The 16,349-nt window shown below is 60.4% G+C and carries 14 protein-coding genes; 11 read left to right on the top strand and 3 right to left on the bottom strand.

Annotated features, from left to right (window positions below):
* Positions 1-14 precede the first annotated feature (14 nt).
* The 3 genes from GSQ93_RS18130 to GSQ93_RS18120 are packed head-to-tail and all read left to right on the top strand — an operon-like array spanning position 15 to position 3,889.
* Entirely contained in the window at positions 15-920 is a 906-nt protein-coding gene (locus GSQ93_RS18130; protein WP_367889765.1) for an NAD(P)-dependent oxidoreductase, read from the top strand.
* Positions 921-956: 36 nt separating this feature from the next.
* Positions 957-2,468 (top strand): aldehyde dehydrogenase, encoded by a 1,512-nt coding sequence (locus tag GSQ93_RS18125; RefSeq protein WP_158937047.1) that lies wholly within the window; start codon positions 957-959, stop codon positions 2,466-2,468.
* 56 nt (positions 2,469-2,524) lie between these two features.
* The gene (locus GSQ93_RS18120) at positions 2,525-3,889 is read left to right on the top strand and encodes a DUF3100 domain-containing protein (protein ID WP_158937046.1); all 1,365 of its coding nucleotides are present in this window, start codon (positions 2,525-2,527) and stop codon (positions 3,887-3,889) included.
* Positions 3,890-3,991: 102 nt separating this feature from the next.
* Here the strand turns inward: GSQ93_RS18120 and GSQ93_RS18115 are convergent, their stop codons facing one another.
* A complete protein-coding gene (locus GSQ93_RS18115) occupies positions 3,992-6,049 on the bottom strand; it encodes an FUSC family protein (RefSeq protein WP_158937045.1) in 2,058 nt (685 codons plus the stop codon).
* 490 nt (positions 6,050-6,539) lie between these two features.
* On the opposite strand from GSQ93_RS18115, the gene GSQ93_RS37625 reads away from it, so the two are divergent.
* The 4 genes from GSQ93_RS37625 to GSQ93_RS18100 all read left to right on the top strand — a co-directional run bounded on the left by GSQ93_RS37625 (position 6,540) and on the right by GSQ93_RS18100 (position 9,378).
* A complete protein-coding gene (locus GSQ93_RS37625) occupies positions 6,540-6,692 on the top strand; it encodes a hypothetical protein (protein WP_174254643.1) in 153 nt (50 codons plus the stop codon).
* Between the two features lie 561 nt (positions 6,693-7,253).
* The gene (locus tag GSQ93_RS18110; protein WP_158937044.1) at positions 7,254-7,547 is read left to right on the top strand and encodes a hypothetical protein; all 294 of its coding nucleotides are present in this window, start codon (positions 7,254-7,256) and stop codon (positions 7,545-7,547) included.
* Between the two features lie 275 nt (positions 7,548-7,822).
* Positions 7,823-8,761: a 3-hydroxyacyl-CoA dehydrogenase family protein gene (locus tag GSQ93_RS18105; RefSeq protein ID WP_158937043.1), complete on the top strand. Its 939-nt coding sequence runs from the start codon at positions 7,823-7,825 to the stop codon at positions 8,759-8,761.
* Entirely contained in the window at positions 8,758-9,378 is a 621-nt protein-coding gene (locus GSQ93_RS18100; protein ID WP_158937042.1) for a flavin reductase family protein, read from the top strand. Before GSQ93_RS18105 ends, GSQ93_RS18100 begins: the two co-directional genes overlap by 4 nt.
* Positions 9,379-9,459: 81 nt before the next feature.
* Here GSQ93_RS18100 and GSQ93_RS18095 read toward each other — a convergent pair whose 3' ends face one another.
* Positions 9,460-11,445 (bottom strand): methyl-accepting chemotaxis protein, encoded by a 1,986-nt coding sequence (locus GSQ93_RS18095; RefSeq protein WP_158937041.1) that lies wholly within the window; start codon positions 11,443-11,445, stop codon positions 9,460-9,462.
* 462 nt (positions 11,446-11,907) lie between these two features.
* On the opposite strand from GSQ93_RS18095, the gene GSQ93_RS18090 reads away from it, so the two are divergent.
* The 4 genes from GSQ93_RS18090 to GSQ93_RS18075 all read left to right on the top strand — a co-directional run bounded on the left by GSQ93_RS18090 (position 11,908) and on the right by GSQ93_RS18075 (position 16,080).
* Positions 11,908-13,086: a glycine betaine/L-proline ABC transporter ATP-binding protein gene (locus tag GSQ93_RS18090; RefSeq protein WP_158937040.1), complete on the top strand. Its 1,179-nt coding sequence runs from the start codon at positions 11,908-11,910 to the stop codon at positions 13,084-13,086.
* Positions 13,079-13,981 carry a choline ABC transporter permease subunit gene (gene choW / locus GSQ93_RS18085; RefSeq protein ID WP_158937039.1) on the top strand — a complete coding sequence of 301 codons (903 nt, stop codon included), beginning with the start codon at positions 13,079-13,081 and terminating at the stop codon, positions 13,979-13,981. The genes GSQ93_RS18090 and choW overlap by 8 nt, the downstream gene beginning before the upstream one ends.
* A 62-nt stretch (positions 13,982-14,043) precedes the next feature.
* The gene (locus GSQ93_RS18080) at positions 14,044-15,045 is read left to right on the top strand and encodes a GlxA family transcriptional regulator (RefSeq protein WP_158937038.1); all 1,002 of its coding nucleotides are present in this window, start codon (positions 14,044-14,046) and stop codon (positions 15,043-15,045) included.
* 78 nt (positions 15,046-15,123) lie between these two features.
* Positions 15,124-16,080, top strand: coding sequence for a choline ABC transporter substrate-binding protein (locus GSQ93_RS18075; protein WP_158937037.1), 957 nt, complete (start codon positions 15,124-15,126; stop codon positions 16,078-16,080).
* 52 nt (positions 16,081-16,132) lie between these two features.
* Here the strand turns inward: GSQ93_RS18075 and GSQ93_RS37785 are convergent.
* Positions 16,133-16,349 (bottom strand): hypothetical protein (locus tag GSQ93_RS37785; RefSeq protein ID WP_216857634.1); only part of this gene is annotated, 217 nt, incomplete at its 5' end.

The following is a 16,349-nucleotide window of genomic DNA, read 5'->3' as shown; positions in this document are numbered from 1 at the left end:
CACGGAACTGCTCTATCCGGTCGACGGCGTATTCGCTACGGAGTGGATTCATGAAGACGGTTGGGGTCATCGGACTCGGAAACATGGGGCGCGGCATGGCCCTTTCGCTCAAGCGCGGCGGCTACACCGTGCTCGGTTTCGACGCGGCAGAAGGCGTGGCAAGAAAGCTCGACGCAGCGGGCGTGTCTGAGCGCGTATCCATTGCCGACATCACGCGCGATTCGGACGTCCTCATTCTTTCGCTGCCCACGTCGGCGATTGTCGAAGAGGTGGTGCTCGGCCCGGGTGGCGTAACGGCGAATGCCAAGCCTGGCCTTATCGTTGTCGACACCACCACGGCCGAGCCCAGCAGCACGCGCAAGGTTGCGGCAGCGCTCGCTGAAGTGAACGTGGGGTTTGTCGATGGCCCCGTCAGCGGCGGTCCAAAGGGCGCCGCGACCGCGACCATGACCATGGTGCTAGGCGGTTCCGACGAGGACGTCGCGGCGGTCGAGCCGATGCTCGCGGTCATGAGCGCGAAGCGCGTGCATGTCGGCCCTGTCGGCGCGGGACACGTGACGAAGATCATCAACAACCTGCTGACGGGCGTGCACCTGCTTGCAACGAGCGAAGCGGTCCGTGCAGCGAAAGCGGCCGGTGTCGATCCTGAGAAGCTGGTCGAAGCGCTCAATGGCGGCTCTGGCCGCAACAGTTCAACGCTCACGAATTACCCCACGTGGATCTTCACGGACAAGTTCGATTCCGGCTTCACGATGAAGCTGATGCGCAAGGACATTCGCCTCGCGATGGACCTGCTGCGCAGCCAAAACATCAATGCTCCGATTGCCTCCGAAGCAGGGCGATTGTGGGAACAAAGCGCCAGGTCAATCGGCGATGCGGAAGACTTCAATCGCATCGTTCAATTCATCGAAGAGAAGTAACGCAGTCAGCGGAATAACCAGCACATGGAGCCACATATGGAAAACAACGCGGCGGAAAACCTGTTGGCCGCATTCGCGCATTTCTTCCCTAAAGCCAAGACGATTGGTTCGTTTGTCGGCGGTGAATTGGTCGAAGGCACGGGTGAGCTGATCCAGTTGTACGACGCAGCGACGGGCATGCCGAGCATCGCGTACAAGGACGGCGGCGCGGCCGTGGTCGAACTTGCCGCCGACGCGGCGCAGCGCGCTCAGAAACAGTGGTGGGCATTGACGCATGCTGCGCGTGGACGTGTGATGTTCGAGATCGCACGTGAGTTGCGCAAGGACACGGAGCGCATTGCCCGCCTCGAATCGCTCGGTTCGGGCAAGCCGATTCGCGACTGCCGGGGCGAAGTGGCGAAGGTCGCCGAGATGTTCGAATACTACGGCGGCTGGGCGGACAAGTTCTATGGCGATGTCATTCCGGTGCCGACCTCGCACCTCAACTACACACGTCGCGAGCCGGCTGGAACGGTCCTGCAAATCACGCCCTGGAACGCACCGGTCTTCACGTGCGGATGGCAGGTCGCACCGGCCATCTCGATGGGCAACGCCGTCTTGCTGAAGCCTTCGGAACTGACGCCGTTCACGTCGTTGGTGGTGGCGCTGCTTGCAGAGAAAGCGGGCGCACCTAAGGGCTTAATCAACGTCCTTGCAGGCCTGGGACAGACCGTTGCCCAAGCGGCCATCGCCCATAAGGTCGTGAAGAAGGTCGTGTTCGTCGGTTCTCCTGCAACGGGTGTGCGCATTGCCGAAGCGGCTGCGAAACGCGTGCTGCCTTGCGTGCTGGAACTCGGTGGCAAGTCCGCCAACATCATCTTCGCCGATGCCGATCTCAAGCGTGCCGCGTTGACCGCCCAGGCCGCAATTTTCGCTGGCGCGGGCCAAAGTTGCGTGGCGGGTTCGCGCCTGCTCGTGCAGCGTTCGATCTATGACGAGTTCGTCGGCATGATTGCCACGGGCGCGAAAAAGATCAAGGTCGGCGCGCCGCTTGATGACGCAACCGAAGTCGGGCCGATCAACAATCGCACGCAGTATGACCACATCATGAAGATGATCGCGAGCGGCGTTCAGGCTGGCGCCACGCTTGCGGCAGGGTCGGCTGAGCGCTCATCGGACGGCTACTTTGTTTCGCCCACTGTGTTGTCGAACGTGACGAACGAGATGGACGTAGCGCGGACTGAAATCTTCGGTCCGGTTGTCGCTGCAATTCCCTTCGATACCGAGGAAGAAGCCCTTAACATCGCGAATGACACCGAGTTCGGTTTGGCCGGTGCAGTGTGGACGAACGACGTGGGCCGTGCGCATCGGGTGGCGGGGCAGGTCAACGCGGGGACGTTCTGGGTCAATGGCTACAAGACCATTAACGTGGCGTCGCCGTTCGGCGGTTATGGATTGAGCGGGTATGGACGTTCGAGTGGCGTTGAAGCGTTGTACGAGTACACACAGACCAAAAGCGTTTGGGTGGAAACCGCCAGAGAGCCGGCCACGACGTTCGGCTATTTATAGAGCAACGTGTCCTCTCGCCGCTAATGAAACGCGAGAGGGCAACCAGGAGAATAACAATGGACAGTACGTTGGCCGCGCAGCAACGGGGTAGTGGTGTCGGTGGTGCCGGTAGCGATGGATTAAGGAGCGCAAAGCTGTTTCTTTACGCGGCGATCATCCTGCTCATTGCCGAGTTTATCGGCTCGTTTACGTTCAAGGTCGGACCGGGGAAAGTCGTCTTGCTGCCAATGATCTGGGCGCTGCTGCTGGGCGCCGCCTTGGGATTGGCGAGTGAACGGTGGGGCGGTGCTGCACGGCTCGACGTGAAGACCCAGTTCCTCGCCGCTGCCATCTTGCAGCCAGCGCTGTTGCTCTTCGTCGCCAAGTTGGGCCTGATGGTCGGCGGCGCGTTGCCTAAGCTTGCCGCTGCGGGCTGGGCGTTGGCGTTTCAGGAGTTGGGCCATTTTGTCGGCACGATCTTGCTGGGACTTCCGCTCGCGTTGCTGCTTGGTATCAAGCGCGAAGCGATCGGTGCGACGTTCTCGGTTGGCCGCGAGCCGAGCCTGGCGATCATCGGCGAGAAGTACGGCATGGACTCGCCAGAAGGGCGAGGCGTGCTGGCCGAATACCTGACAGGCACCGTGTTTGGCGCGGTGTTTATCGCGATCCTGGCGGGCTTCGTCGCAAGTCTGAATATCTTCCATCCCCTCGCGCTCGCGATGGGTTCAGGCGTGGGCTCGGGCAGCATGATGGCCGCCGCCTCGGGCGCAATCGCCGCGCAGCAAACACCCGAAATGGCGAAGACGGTCCTGACATTCGCTGCTGCCAGCAATCTCATCACGACGACGATCGGCACGTATTTCACGCTGTTTATTTCGTTGCCGATGGCCGTCTGGGGATACCGCTTGCTCGAGCCTTTGATCGGCCGGACGAGCAAGGCATCGGATGCATCGGAGGCGATCGAAAAGTCCCGTCCAAAGCTGGGCGATGTTGAAACCGCCGCGCCTCAACTGGGTTATCGCGGCAAGCTGCTCGCGTGGGGTGTCACCGCCGTGTTCGCGCTGGGCTGTGACTGGATTACCCACGGCACCACGCCGTTCATGGGACTTCCGGGCATGCTGATCATGGTGCTGGCGACGATTATCGGCGATGCAATCTACACGGTGACCGGGCGCAAGATTCCGGCGGTTTGCTGGGTGTCGATTGTCGCGATGTTCATGACGTCGCCGCTGTGTCCCTGGGCATCGCAGATATCGACGTATAGCGCGCAGAACGATTTCCTCGGCATCACAACGCCCATGCTGACGTTCGCGGGATTGTCCATCGCCAAGGATATCCCGGCGTTTCGCCGGTTGGGCTGGCGGATCGTGCTGGTGTCGTTCGTGGCGAATGCCGGGACGTTTCTTGGCGCTACGCTCGTGGCGCAGATTTTCCACGTGTAGGGCAGAGGTGTTTCGATAGCACCCGCGTTTCCCGCCGGGAATTTGTCTATTTCGTTCGCACTGCGGCTGCTCTAACAAGCGCGCCTCAGTGCGAACGCCCCTTCATACTTCCCCGCGTTTCAGACTGTCGACGTGTTCCATCAGCAACCGGCGCAGCAGCACTACCTGATTAACGGCATCGGCTTCAAGCAGCGAGAGACCGTGTTTGGGAAAGACCTCCTGAGTATCGATGCCCGTGCTGCTCGCATCACTCCCGATCCGTACCTCGATGTCCGTGCCGACACTCTCAATCCATGCTGCAAGGTCCCGGTTCGGCACGGCGCCCGCACGGCCAAAACGAGCCCGGGTCGCGGTGCCCGCCACGCGCCGCAACAGGGCGAGGGCGGTTGAGCCGGTTCGGTCGTGGTTACTCGTATCGAGCTTTTCCAGCCTCAGCCGAGCCAGCACCTCTTCCGCGTTATTGCTGGCTAGGCCCGCTGCGCGCCGGAGCCGTTCCAACTCGATCTCGCTATCTTCGCCACGTCCCATCGATGCGGCAAGGTATCCAAGGTTCGCGGACACGGCCTTTGCCAACCGATCGGCGAAGCGGCTGGCCTCGCGGCTTGGCCATAGAAGAAATGTCGCGAGCAACGCAATCACGCAGCCGAACACATTGTTCTCCAGGCGCGTGACGGCATAGGCAAGCTCGGCACCTCCCGGCGCTGCAAAGTCGGCGACCAGCACAAAGGTCGGCGTGATGAACAGCACGAACAAGCTGTAGCTGACAGGACGCAGGGCCATCGTCGCGCACACCAGCGGGAACACCACCAGCGAGATCGCGATCGGCGAATGCACGACCAGGCCGATCGCGGCCGCCAGCAATCCGCCGACAATGCTCCCCGCCGCACGCTCGATGCTGCGCGGCCAGCTAGTCGCAATCGACGGCTGCAGGATCAGGAGCGTTGCCATTGTTGCCCAATATCCGAAGGGCAGATGAAGCAGCCTGACGGTCAGGAAGGCCGCCGTTGCGGCCACGCCGACGCGAGCGGCGTGGCGCGCGCCTATCGATTGCGTCGATGTATTCGCCTTCAAGGTTTCCGCGCCACGCCTGCACGCGGCGAGCGCAGCCGACCACACGCTTGCGCGTCGGCGAGCCGGGGATTCGAGCTCGCTGAAGTCGACATCGAAGCGCAGCGACACCGTCTCGCCCAACGCAACTTCAAGCTGGCGGGCGAGCGCCGGCAACCGGTCGCGCAGGGCGGTGGGCGGCTCCCAGGGTTTATCGGCAATGGACCGTGCGAGCCGCGCGAGGACTTCGGCGAACGCCTCCAGCACACGCACCGCGCGCGGCAGGTTGGGCAAGCGATGATGTCCGCGCTCGCAGGCATCGGTGACAGCAATGAGGTACGCGAAGATGCGTTCGCTGTCGGCAAGCGCGAGCATCAGCATGTTGTACGTGTCCTGCCGGTCTGTCTTCGATGACGGCACGCGTGCAAGCGCCTTACGCGCCAATTCAATCTCACTGCGTGCCTTGCCCCGAAAACGTGAAGCGTGCGAGGCCCAGTCGCCGAAACCCGCGCTTTCTCGCTTGAGCAGCCGAGCGCTGTCGCTTGCGATGCCCGCAAGGCTCACATAAGCCGATCGCGTGGCCGCGCGGCTCGCACCGAACGGGTGGATCCGCCACACGGTGAAGCTGAGCGCCGTTGCAAAGAGGCAACCCACGAAGTAGAGCGCGAGGAAGCGCAACTCGCCGCGTGATCCATGGATGGGCTTGTCCACCATGACCACGCAGGCAGTCGCGGCGAGGATTGCGACCTGGGCGGCCCCGGCGCCCCACACGCGCCCCAGCGCGCCGAGAAATGAAAAGACCAGAACGGCGACGGCCGCGGCCACGATACCCACGCCGGACGCATACGCGGTCAGTCCGCCACAAACGGTCGACAGCACGGCGAAGCCCGCCATGGAAGCGAATCGCATGCGGTTCGAGCCGGCGGCATCGGCGAGACAGGTCCAGAACGCGCCGATGGCAGCCCACGAGAACTCGGGCATGTGCAACAGGTTGCCGAGGAGCAGCATGGCGGTCGACGCGAATGCGGCTCGCAGCCCTTCGGACAAATCGGCCTGGCTCAACGCGAACGAAACCATCCAGACGGGCCGGTGGCGCGCAATGGAATCGAGCATTCGGGAGAACGCTTTAGTGCGGCGGCTTGCCGCTTGTCGAGACTGCCGATGAAGGTTGCGAAGGCGGAACATGGCCTGGCTTATCAAGTGGTGAGGGCCGGTAATCGGGTGGTTACTGCATGACGTGCGTGAAACGGTGCTGCCTATCGAGGTCCTTAACGTTCGTTGGGTGGCGCGAGGTGGTCTTGTACTAATTTTCGAAGCACAAAAATCAAATCCCAAAAAATCGATGTGAATTCAGCCAAAAATAGGCGGCACCCCGGGGGTTTTGGGAGCGCGGCGTTGCAGCTCGTGTTCCCGTTCTCGGCGTGCTTTCGAAATCTCGTAATTTCTACTGATTTTCGCCCGGGCTACAGCCGTCAAATGTGGCAGAAACGCAATTATGTAGAAAAACTACCAAATAAATGTTGCGTTGCACTAGGAATCAGCTAGTGAAAACCCTATAATGATATCTAAGGGATAACCCTTGACCACCTACCAGGAGTTTGACATGAGCTACCTCTTCGCATTGCTGCAAAAATTCGCATCGTTGTTCGAATCCCCGCATCTTCCGATGGATTCGGACTACTCGTACCAAGCGCGCCAACAAGAAGCAGAGCGCGTTCGCAAGTCACGCGGCACGATCATGGGTATTCGTCTGTGAGCTGCAAGGAAAGCAGTGCGGGCTGCAGGGAAAACTGAAGTGTTGTCAGTTTGTGCTTGACAAGGTTTTTTCGTAGTGCGGTTCGTCTGCTTTCATTGTTGTGGATTATGTAGTTTTTCTAGCTTGATAGTTTTACCGATTGCCACATTCGTCCCTACGAACTCCACGGCCATCACGTCGCTTTTGCGCGACATCCCTGCCCAGCGCCGCTCGGCGTATGCTTTCTAGATCGTTCCCCATTTTTATCCTCCCAACGCTCGACTTGGCCAATCCAAGGGTTCATATTTTCGTTGCTTACACGGCGTTAAATGAATGGGTGCCAGCTTGCCTCGCCAAGCAGTTATAAACGCCAATAAAATCAGCCGCTTAAAGGGTGTCGACGCGGCCCAGACACGCTGAAACCGTTGATACGAACACTTACAAGCGCTCACGTCGTGCAATCTGACGTCGGGCTAAAGTGATTTCAACGACGCGGCGCCTGACGGCATTTCAGCCAAAGGCTTTCTGTTCCAGCTGACCGCGCGTCCTTAAACGAAATCAAGCTGAAAAGGGAGAATAGTCATGAACACCTCACGCTCAATCCTCGCTGCGCTGCTGACTGGCGGCGCGCTCCTGACTGCTACGACCGCGTTCGCGCAGGTCGATAACGGCATGATCCACGGACCCGTGCCCGAGCAAGCTTATGCGCAGCCGCACATGGTGCAAGCCGCTGTAGTGATTAACCTCGGCTGGCATGGCGACCGCTATTGGGATGGCCATCGCTACTGGCAGCGCGACGAGTGGATGCGCCACCACCCGCATGATCATGGTCCGGCGGGGTATCACCACGACGACCACGGCCACGATCACGGCTAATCGCCGGTCTCAGGACCCCGTCGCAAACGCCGGCTTTCCGCCAAGGGAAGCCGGTTTTTTTCGCCTTTTTTCGACTGTTGCCCCGTGTCTGGAGAACCTGGACCCGCCGATCAGCTTCAAGTCATAGGCCATTTGCCGCCCCGCGCGATTCGAGGCGCTGCGCTATCCTTGGTGGCGCGGCCTTGAGAGCCGCATCGGACGGTTTCGACGTGTCCCTTTGGGGCTCGAATCGGCTGTCGAATCGAAGCTCGGAATTTAAGCATTGCGGGGAAAATTTGAATCAAATCACATTCGGCGTGGTGGGCAGCGGCTTGATGGGCGTCGGCATTGCGACGCAAGCGGCGCTGCACGGCTACCCGACCATCGTTCACGACATAGACGCCGCGCGGCTTGCGTCGGTGCATGGCAAAGCAGAAGCAATCCTCGACGAATTGATCGACGCTGGCGTCTTCAATGCGAGCGAAAAGCAGCAGGTACTTGCGCGTATTGAAACTACCGATCAACTAGAGCGGGTGGCCACGGCGGGTTTCATTGTGGAAGCCATTCCGGAAGTGCTCGAATTGAAGAACCGCACTTACAGGGCGCTCGAACCGCTGCTGCGTGACGACGCTATTTTTGCCAGCAACACGAGCGGATTTCCGCCCGATCTGCTCGCGCAAGTGCTGCAAAACAAGTCTCGTTTTGTGATCGCGCATTTCTGGAATCCGCCGCACACCATTCCGCTGGTTGAAGTCGTGCCCGGCACTGAAACCGACCCGGATGTCACGCGCCGCACGGCTGAATTGATGGCGGCTATCGGTATGGAACCGGTCGTGCTGACGAAGGCGATTCCAGGTTTTGTCGGCAACCGGTTGCAATTCGCGGTGTTGCGCGAAGCGCTTGCCATTGTGCGTTCGGGCGCAGCGACGCCGGAAGTGGTCGACACTGTGATGAAGGCGTCGCTCGGACGGCGTTACGGCATGGTTGGACCGCTGGAAAGTGCGGATCTCGGTGGGCTGGATACGTTGCTGAATGTCGGTATGCACCTGATGCCGGAGCTGGCGAAGGACGAAGATGTGTTGCAACTGATGCGCGACCACGTGCAGAAAGGACAAGTGGGCGTGCGCAGCGGTCAAGGGTTTTACGAATGGGACGACGCGCACCGTGCGCGCGTGAAAGAAGGACGCAAACGCCTGATTCACCACACTGCAAAGAAGACGGGAAAGCCCTCATGAGCGATAGCAACGCACACCATTTCTACCATCCCGACGAGGGTCACCAGCTACGCCACGATCCGTTCAAGGCGATCGTCGCGCCGCGGGTGATCGGCTGGATTTCGAGCTGCGATCCGGATGGTCACGTGAACCTCGCGCCCTATAGTTTTTTCGGCGCGTTCGCTTCGTTCCCGCACATCATCGGATTCTCGAGCGAGGGGTTCAAGGACAGCATTGCGAATATCGAAGCGACCGGCGAATTCGTGTGGAATCTGGCGAGCAAGCCGCTGGCCGAGAAGATGAACCAGACCTCGGCAACCGTGCCCCACGAGATCGACGAATTCGAGCTGGCGGGACTCACGAAAGCGCCGGGCGTGAACGTGGCCGTGCCGCACGTGGCGGAGTCGCCGGCCGCGCTTGAATGCAAGTTGTTGCAGATCGTGCGGCTGAAATCCCTGGACGGCACGCCGATGAACAACTGGCTCGCGCTCGGGCAAGTGGTGGGCGTGCATATCCGGCGCGAGTTCCTGAAGGATGGTCTTTTTGACACCGCCGCCGCGCAGCCCATCATGCGCGCGGGGTATCGCGGGGATTATGCGGGTATCGGCGAAATGTTCGAGATGATCCGGCCGGGCTAGTGACGGCCCGACGCGCGGCGTTTATTCCGGGCGGCAGGCGTTTGATTCATCCGGTAACCATCCGCCGCGCCGCGCTCGCCACTACAGCCTGAACACGCTCACCGCGCGGCTCAACTGTTCGGCTTGCTCAAGCAAGCCGGCAGTCGATTGTTCCGCTTCACCGACCAACGCCGCATTCTGCTGAGTCGCTTCGCCGATCTGCGCCACGGCAAGATTCACTTGCTCGATGCCGCTCGATTGTTCACGCGACGCCACGCTGATCTCGCCAATGATCGCGTTCACCCTGGCGACGCGCTCCACGATCCCGTTCATCGTGCCGCGGGCTTCTTCGGCGATCCGGTAACCATCGGCGACCCGGCCGACCGATTCCGCGATCAGCGCTTCGATCTCCTTGACCGCCGCGGCGCTGCGCTGAGCCAGTCCGCGCACCTCCGACGCCACCACGGCAAAGCCCCTGCCGTGCTCGCCGGCTCGCGCGGCTTCCACGGCCGCGTTCAACGCCAGGATGTTGGTCTGGAACGCGATGCCTTCGATCACCGACGTGATGTCCGAGATCTTGCGCGCGGACGCATCGATTTCACCCATCGTCGCGACCACGCGGCCGACCGCTTCGCCACCGGCGCGCGCTGCATCGGATGCCGATGCCACGAGCTGATCCGCCTGCGCCGTGTTGGCGGCGTTTTGTTGCACGGTGGACGTGATCTGTTCCATGCTCGCCGCCGTTTCTTCGAGACTGCTGGCCTGCGTCGCGATGCGCTGCGAGATGTCGCTGCTGCCCGCTGCCATCCGTCCCGTGCCGTCCGACATATCCGCCGATGCGCTGCGCACCTGCGTCACGATGCGCGCTAGACCGGTTGCAATCCCGTCGATGGCAATCATCAACCGCCCGATATCGTCCTCACGCGTGGTCGCCAGCCGCACGCTCAGATCGCCCGCGGCGATGCGTTCGGAGGCCTGCGTCAGCGTCGCGAGCGGCCGGCCCACCAGCTTGGCCACCGCGAACAGCAAAACGGCCACGAACGCAGCGATCACGACCAGTCCGATCATCAGAAAACGGTTGCGCGTGGCGCGCACGCCCGCGAGCAACTCGTCGCGATACGCAATCCCGCCAATCATCCATTGCCATTCCGGTACCGTGCGAAACACGATTTCCTTCGCTCCGCCATGCACTTTGGGATCGGCGGAGTCCGCGACCTCGGGGGCATCGAAGGAAAGACGGCCTTCTTTCGCGTCAAGCATCTGCTTGAACGGCGCGATGCGTTCATCGGCGAGCGGGGCATTCGTACCAGCCGCGCTCCCCGCGCCGGTCAAGCCGGGATGCACGAGCAGCTTGCCGCGATTCGGCCCGTTCGATGCATCGACGACGAAGAAGTAGCCGTTTTGGCCGATCGTCAGATCGCGAATGTTCTGCTGCAGCGTCGCAATTTCGGGCGTGACGTCCACGCCGACAAACAATGCGCCGATCACGCGGCCCGACGAATCCGTGACGGGTTTGTACTCGGTGATGTACTGCTTGCCGAAGAGCGTTGCCATGCCGATAAAACGTTTCCCGCCCAGCACGGGCCCGTATGCCGGGCTTTTCCGGTCGAGCAGCGTACCGATCGCGCGTGCGCCGTCCTGCTTTTTCAACGACGTCGTCACGCGCACGAAATCGTCGCCGGTGCGCGCGAACACGGTCGCGATTGCGCCGCTGCGGTCGAGGAACTGATCGGGAATCGAGAAATCGAGGTTCATCGGCTTGTCGCCGGCTTTGAACGTGGGTGTCGCCACGCCACCGATATCCACTTTCTGCGTTTCATCGAGGGTGAAGTCCGTGGGCAGGAAGCTCGAGAACAGCGTCATGTAGCGCTCGACTTCGGCGCTGACGGCTTTGTCGTAAAGGCGGATCATCGTGCCGATCGCGCGGCCGTCGTCGTCCATGCGTTCGAGCGCTTGTGCATCGATTTGCTGACCAGCCAGATGCGTGACCGCGATGGTAAATCCGGCTACGACCGTGGTCACGAGTGCGCAGGCGAGGATGGCGAACTTCGCGCCGACACTGGCTCGGCGGATGTTAATTAGAGACATAAATGAACTGAGTAAGCGAGATGTAGGGAATATGAAGGGTTAACGGCATTGGCGCGGGGTTCTTGACCGGCCACGTTCGTCCGGGTCGCGTTCGACTGTTCCCAGGCGCTGCCGATCAGTCAAAACCCGACATCGTCCAGCTGGCCACATTCGTGGAATATGATGGCCCCGACGGTAAAAGCGCCCTGCAGCCCGGACGACAAGCCAGAAAAACCCAAAAAAACTTGAAGAAAAGTCCGTCCACTTGCTCTGGAGCGACATGTAAAAAGACGCTTGAATTGGCGCCGTATCGCTCGAAAACCCTTGCCCCATAAGGATCCGGCTTTCCATCTGTCAAAAAGCGCAAATCGAGGTGTCGTATTTCCACATGTGCCTGTCGGAAATAGTCGGCAACCCGCACTTTTTTCTGGCAACTATGTATGCAGAGCGCGGACGCACGTCCGCCAACCAGGAGAGCGTTCGATGAATTCCCACAAGGTCGTGGTCGAAAACCTGTGCAAGGTGTTCGGCACGAGCCCGAAGCAGGCGATCGACATGCTTGCCGGCGGCGCAACGAAGGAAGAAGTTTTCGCCCGCACCGGACAGATTGTCGGTGTGCATAACGTGTCCTTCGAAGTGAAGGAAGGCGAGATTTTCGTGCTGATGGGCTTGTCGGGTTCAGGCAAATCGACACTGATCCGTCTCATCAACCGGCTGGTCGAACCCACCGCCGGCAAGGTGCTGATCGATGGTCGCGACGTGGCGTCCGTGCCGCGTTCCGAACTGACGTCGCTGCGCCGCAAAGACATGAGCATGGTGTTCCAGTCGTTCGCGCTGATGCCGCAACGCACGGTGCTGTCGAATGCCGCGTTCGGGCTTGAAGTGGCGGGAATCGGGCGCAAGGAACGTGAGAAACGCGCGATGGGCGTGCTTGAGCAAGTCGGCCTGGCGCCCTTCGCGCAGAAGCTGCCGGCGCAGTTGTCGGGCGGGATGCAGCAGCGCGTGGGGCTCGCACGGGCGCTCGCCGTGAACCCGTCGCTGATGATCATGGACGAGGCGTTCTCCGCGCTCGATCCGCTCAAACGCAAGGAAATGCAGAACGTGCTGCTCGATCTGCAACGCGAACAGCAGCGCACGATCATGTTCGTGTCGCACGATCTGGAAGAAGCGCTGCGCATTGGTACGCGGATCGCGATCATGGAAGGCGGCAGGGTCGTGCAGATCGGCACGCCGCAGGAAATCATCTCGAACCCCGCAGATGACTATGTGCGGGCTTTCTTCGAAGGGATCGACACCAGCCGTTACCTGACCGCCGGCGACCTCATGCAGACCGACGTAGTGCCGTTGATGAAGCACGGTTCGCAGATCGATGCATCGAGCGTTTCGCAGGCGCTCAATGGCAGCGCCGACTACGCGTTCGTGATGGACCACGAGCGCAAGATCCGCGGTTTTGTGTGCCGCGATGCGATTGGCCAGGCATCGCCGGAAATCAATCTGATTGAATGCATCCAGCGCACCACGCCGCTCGACGTTGTCGTCAGCCGGGTGGTTGCCAGCCGCGCGCCGCTGCCGGTGGTCGAGGCGGACGGATCGTATTGTGGTTCGGTCAACAAGACGAACGTTCTCAAGGCCCTGACTCGGCATCGAGGTTCCCATGTCTGAAATTATCCCGCTCGGTACGTGGGTCGATCACGGTGTCAAATACCTGCTCGACCACGATGCAAATACCTTCGACGCAATCGGCAAAGTCATCGAGAGCTTCGCGGCGCTGATTGAACACGGCCTGCAGGCCATTCCGATGTGGCTGATGATGGCGATCTTCGTCGGCATCGGCTTGTGGCGCGTCGGCTGGCGCTTCGCGCTATTCACGCTGCTGTCGTTGCTGCTGATCTATGCCACGGGCTTCTGGGACGAGATGGTGATTACGCTCGGCCTCACGCTGTCCGCCACCTTGATCAGTTTGCTGCTCGGCATTCCGCTTGGCATCTGGACGGCGAAGAGCAAGACCATCGAGACGATCGTGCGTCCAGTGCTCGACCTGATGCAGACCATGCCCGCGTTCGTGTACCTGATTCCGGCAGCCATGCTGTTCGGTCTGGGCCGCGTGCCGGGGATCTTGTCGACGGTTATCTTCGCCATGCCGCCCGCTGTGCGTCTGACGTCGCTCGGTATCAAGCATGTCAACCGCGAGATCGTGGAGGCGGGGCAGGCATTCGGCTGCACGCCGTGGCAACTGCTGTACAAGGTGCAGTTTCCGAACGCGCTGCCGTCCATCATGACCGGTGTCAACCAGACCATCATGATGGCGCTGTCCATGGTGATCATTGCTTCGATGGTCGGTGCAGGCGGTCTGGGCAACGACGTGCTGGCCAGTATTCAGCGGCTGGACATTGGGCTTGGGTTTGAGAGCGGCTTGTCGGTGGTGCTGCTCGCGATCATTCTTGACCGCATCACGGAAAGCTTTGGCCGGTCGCCGGGTATGGCACGGGCGCCGTTGTTGTCGGGAATTCGCAGCGTGATGCGCGTACGCCGCGCACCGGCTGCACAGCAAGGTTGAGCACGAAAATAAGCGACTAGATCAGGCAGCGATATAACGCCAAGCCCAAGGATAAAAACCCGATGAAACGCGACGCGATGGTGCCGGACAGGATTCATCCTGAAAATTCACCGTTATCGAAGCTGGCGCACTTCGGGTTCCTGACGCTGCCTAATTTTTCGATGATCGCGTTCACCAGCGCGATCGAAGTGTTACGCATGGCGAACTATGTAGGCCGCGCTGAGCACTACACGTGGTCGGTCATCACGCCGGACGGTGAACCGGCGCGGGCGAGCAACGGCATTACCGTGAAGCCGACTAAGACGCTGGCCGAAGCGGGCATGCCGGACGTGTTGATTGTGTGCGCGGGTTGGCATGTGCGTGATTACGTGGATGACAAGGTGATCGCGTTGCTGCAGCACGTCGCGGCGCACGGCGTGCCGCTTGGCGGCGTGTGCACGGGCGCGTATGCATTGCTCGCGGCGAACTTGCTGGATGGGTATCGCTGCACGGTGCATTGGGAGGACATGTCACCGTTGCACAAAAGTTTTCCCGACGTGCGATTCGCCGATGAACTCTTTGTGATCGACCGTGACCGCGTGACTTGCACAGGTGGAACCGCACCGTTGGACCTCATGCTGAACCTGGTTGGCCAGCGGCTGGGGCAGGCGCATGCGGCGCAGGTATCCGAGCAGTTCATCGTGGAGCGCATTCGCGGCACGACGGATTACCAGCACATACCTGTCGATGCCCGCGTCGGGTTTTCGCGTGCCGAGTTGATTGAAGTGGTGCGGCTGATGGAGGCGAACATTGAAGAGCCTTTGTCGCTTGAAGAACTGGCGAGGCTGGTGAAGCTTTCGCAGCGTCATTTGCAGCGCATGTTCAAGATGTTCCTGAGTGTATCGCCGACGCATTATTACCTCACGTTGAGGCTACGGCGGGCGCGAGAGCTGCTGCGTAATACCGATGCTTCGATCTCGCGTGTGACGGCCGTGTGCGGCTTTCATTCGCCGTGTCATTTCAGCAAGGCATACCGCGCGCAGTTCGGCCACGCGCCGAGTATTGAGCGCAGACAAACGGCTTGATGATCCATTTTCAGACGTGGTGCGCTCATTAGGGCGCGGCATCGTCGTGTCTGGCAGTTTCCAAAATAGGGAGAAAACATGAAACTTCACGGAATCGCGTCGTCGTGCGCGCTGGCTGTCTTGCTGAATGTCACGATGTCGGGCGGCGCGTTTGCGGCTGATCCGGCCACGTGCCAGAACGTCCGTTTCGCCGATGTGGGCTGGACCGATATAGCCGCGACCACGGGTCTGGCGACCACCGTGCTGCAAGGCCTCGGATACAAACCGACGAAGACGATTGCGTCGGTGCCGATTACTTTTGCTGGTATCAAGAACAAGCAGATCGACGTGTTCCTGGGTTACTGGTCGCCGACGATGGACCCCATTGTCGAGCCGTTCCAGAAAGCAGGACAGGTCAAGGTATTAACGGCGCCTAACCTGACGGGGGCCAAATACACGCTGGCGGTGCCGGACTATGCATATAACGGCGGCCTGAAGTCGTTCGCAGATATCGCCAAGAACTTCGACAAGCTCGACGGCAAGATCTACGGTATTGAACCGGGTAATGACGGCAATGCGTTGATCAAGAAGATGATCGATTCGAATCAGTATGGACTGGGCAAGTTCAAGATGGTCGAGTCGAGTGAGGCCGGCATGCTGGTGGAAGTGGGTCGTGCGATTCGCGAGAAGAAGTGGATTGTTTTCCTCGGTTGGGAACCGCATCCGATGAACGTTTCAATGAAGATTGATTATCTGAGTGGTGGTGATGACGTGTTCGGGCCGAATTATGGTGAGGCCAAGGTGTTGACGGTGACGCCGCCGGATTACGCTGCGCGATGCCCGAATGTGGCGAAGCTGGTCGATAACCTGCGGTTTTCGACGGACATCGAGAATCACGTGATGACGCCGATCATGAACAAGACCGATCCGAATGTCGCTGCGAAGCAGTGGTTGAAGGCGAACCCGGCGGTGCTGGATAAGTGGCTGGCGGGCGTGAAGACGTTTGACGGCAAAGATGGATTGCCGGCTGTGAAGGCTTACGTCGCAGCGCAGTGACGTTTGCTCGCGCCGGTGGACCGAGGGGTCTGCTGGCGTGGATGGTCGGGGTCTATGCCGGGTTGCTGCTTTCAGGGTTAGTGGTCTGCGTGAGTCGGATATTCTCTTTATCACTGTTAGCCACTGTGCGTGGCGGCACGTCATTTCTTTGTCCAAAGCGACAAAGAAACGAAGCAAAGAAAACGCTTTCAACCCCCGCTACCCTAAGTGTCCACAGCGTGCAGTTTTGATTCATAGGTGCCCCAAAAGCACGGTGCTCGCCAGAGCAC

The sequence above is a fragment of the Burkholderia sp. S171 genome (assembly GCF_009766085.1).
In the GTDB taxonomy this organism is placed as follows: domain Bacteria; phylum Pseudomonadota; class Gammaproteobacteria; order Burkholderiales; family Burkholderiaceae; genus Caballeronia.
The sequence above is the reverse complement of the archived record's forward strand: the minus strand, read 5'-3'. Positions and strand labels throughout refer to the sequence as shown.

Bases quoted from the DNA above. Each gene is read 5' to 3' on its own strand.
- GSQ93_RS18125 (WP_158937047.1), top strand. From the start codon at position 957: ATGGAAAACAACGCGGCGGAAAACCTGTTGGCCGCATTCGCGCATTTC.
- GSQ93_RS18120 (WP_158937046.1), top strand. From the start codon at position 2,525: ATGGACAGTACGTTGGCCGCGCAGCAACGGGGTAGTGGTGTCGGTGGT.
- GSQ93_RS18115 (WP_158937045.1), bottom strand. From the start codon at position 6,049: ATGCTCGATTCCATTGCGCGCCACCGGCCCGTCTGGATGGTTTCGTTC.
- GSQ93_RS37625 (WP_174254643.1), top strand. From the start codon at position 6,540: ATGAGCTACCTCTTCGCATTGCTGCAAAAATTCGCATCGTTGTTCGAA.
- GSQ93_RS18110 (WP_158937044.1), top strand. From the start codon at position 7,254: ATGAACACCTCACGCTCAATCCTCGCTGCGCTGCTGACTGGCGGCGCG.
- GSQ93_RS18100 (WP_158937042.1), top strand. From the start codon at position 8,758: ATGAGCGATAGCAACGCACACCATTTCTACCATCCCGACGAGGGTCAC.
- GSQ93_RS18095 (WP_158937041.1), bottom strand. From the start codon at position 11,445: ATGTCTCTAATTAACATCCGCCGAGCCAGTGTCGGCGCGAAGTTCGCC.
- GSQ93_RS18090 (WP_158937040.1), top strand. From the start codon at position 11,908: ATGAATTCCCACAAGGTCGTGGTCGAAAACCTGTGCAAGGTGTTCGGC.
- choW (WP_158937039.1), top strand. From the start codon at position 13,079: ATGTCTGAAATTATCCCGCTCGGTACGTGGGTCGATCACGGTGTCAAA.
- GSQ93_RS18080 (WP_158937038.1), top strand. From the start codon at position 14,044: ATGAAACGCGACGCGATGGTGCCGGACAGGATTCATCCTGAAAATTCA.
- GSQ93_RS18075 (WP_158937037.1), top strand. From the start codon at position 15,124: ATGAAACTTCACGGAATCGCGTCGTCGTGCGCGCTGGCTGTCTTGCTG.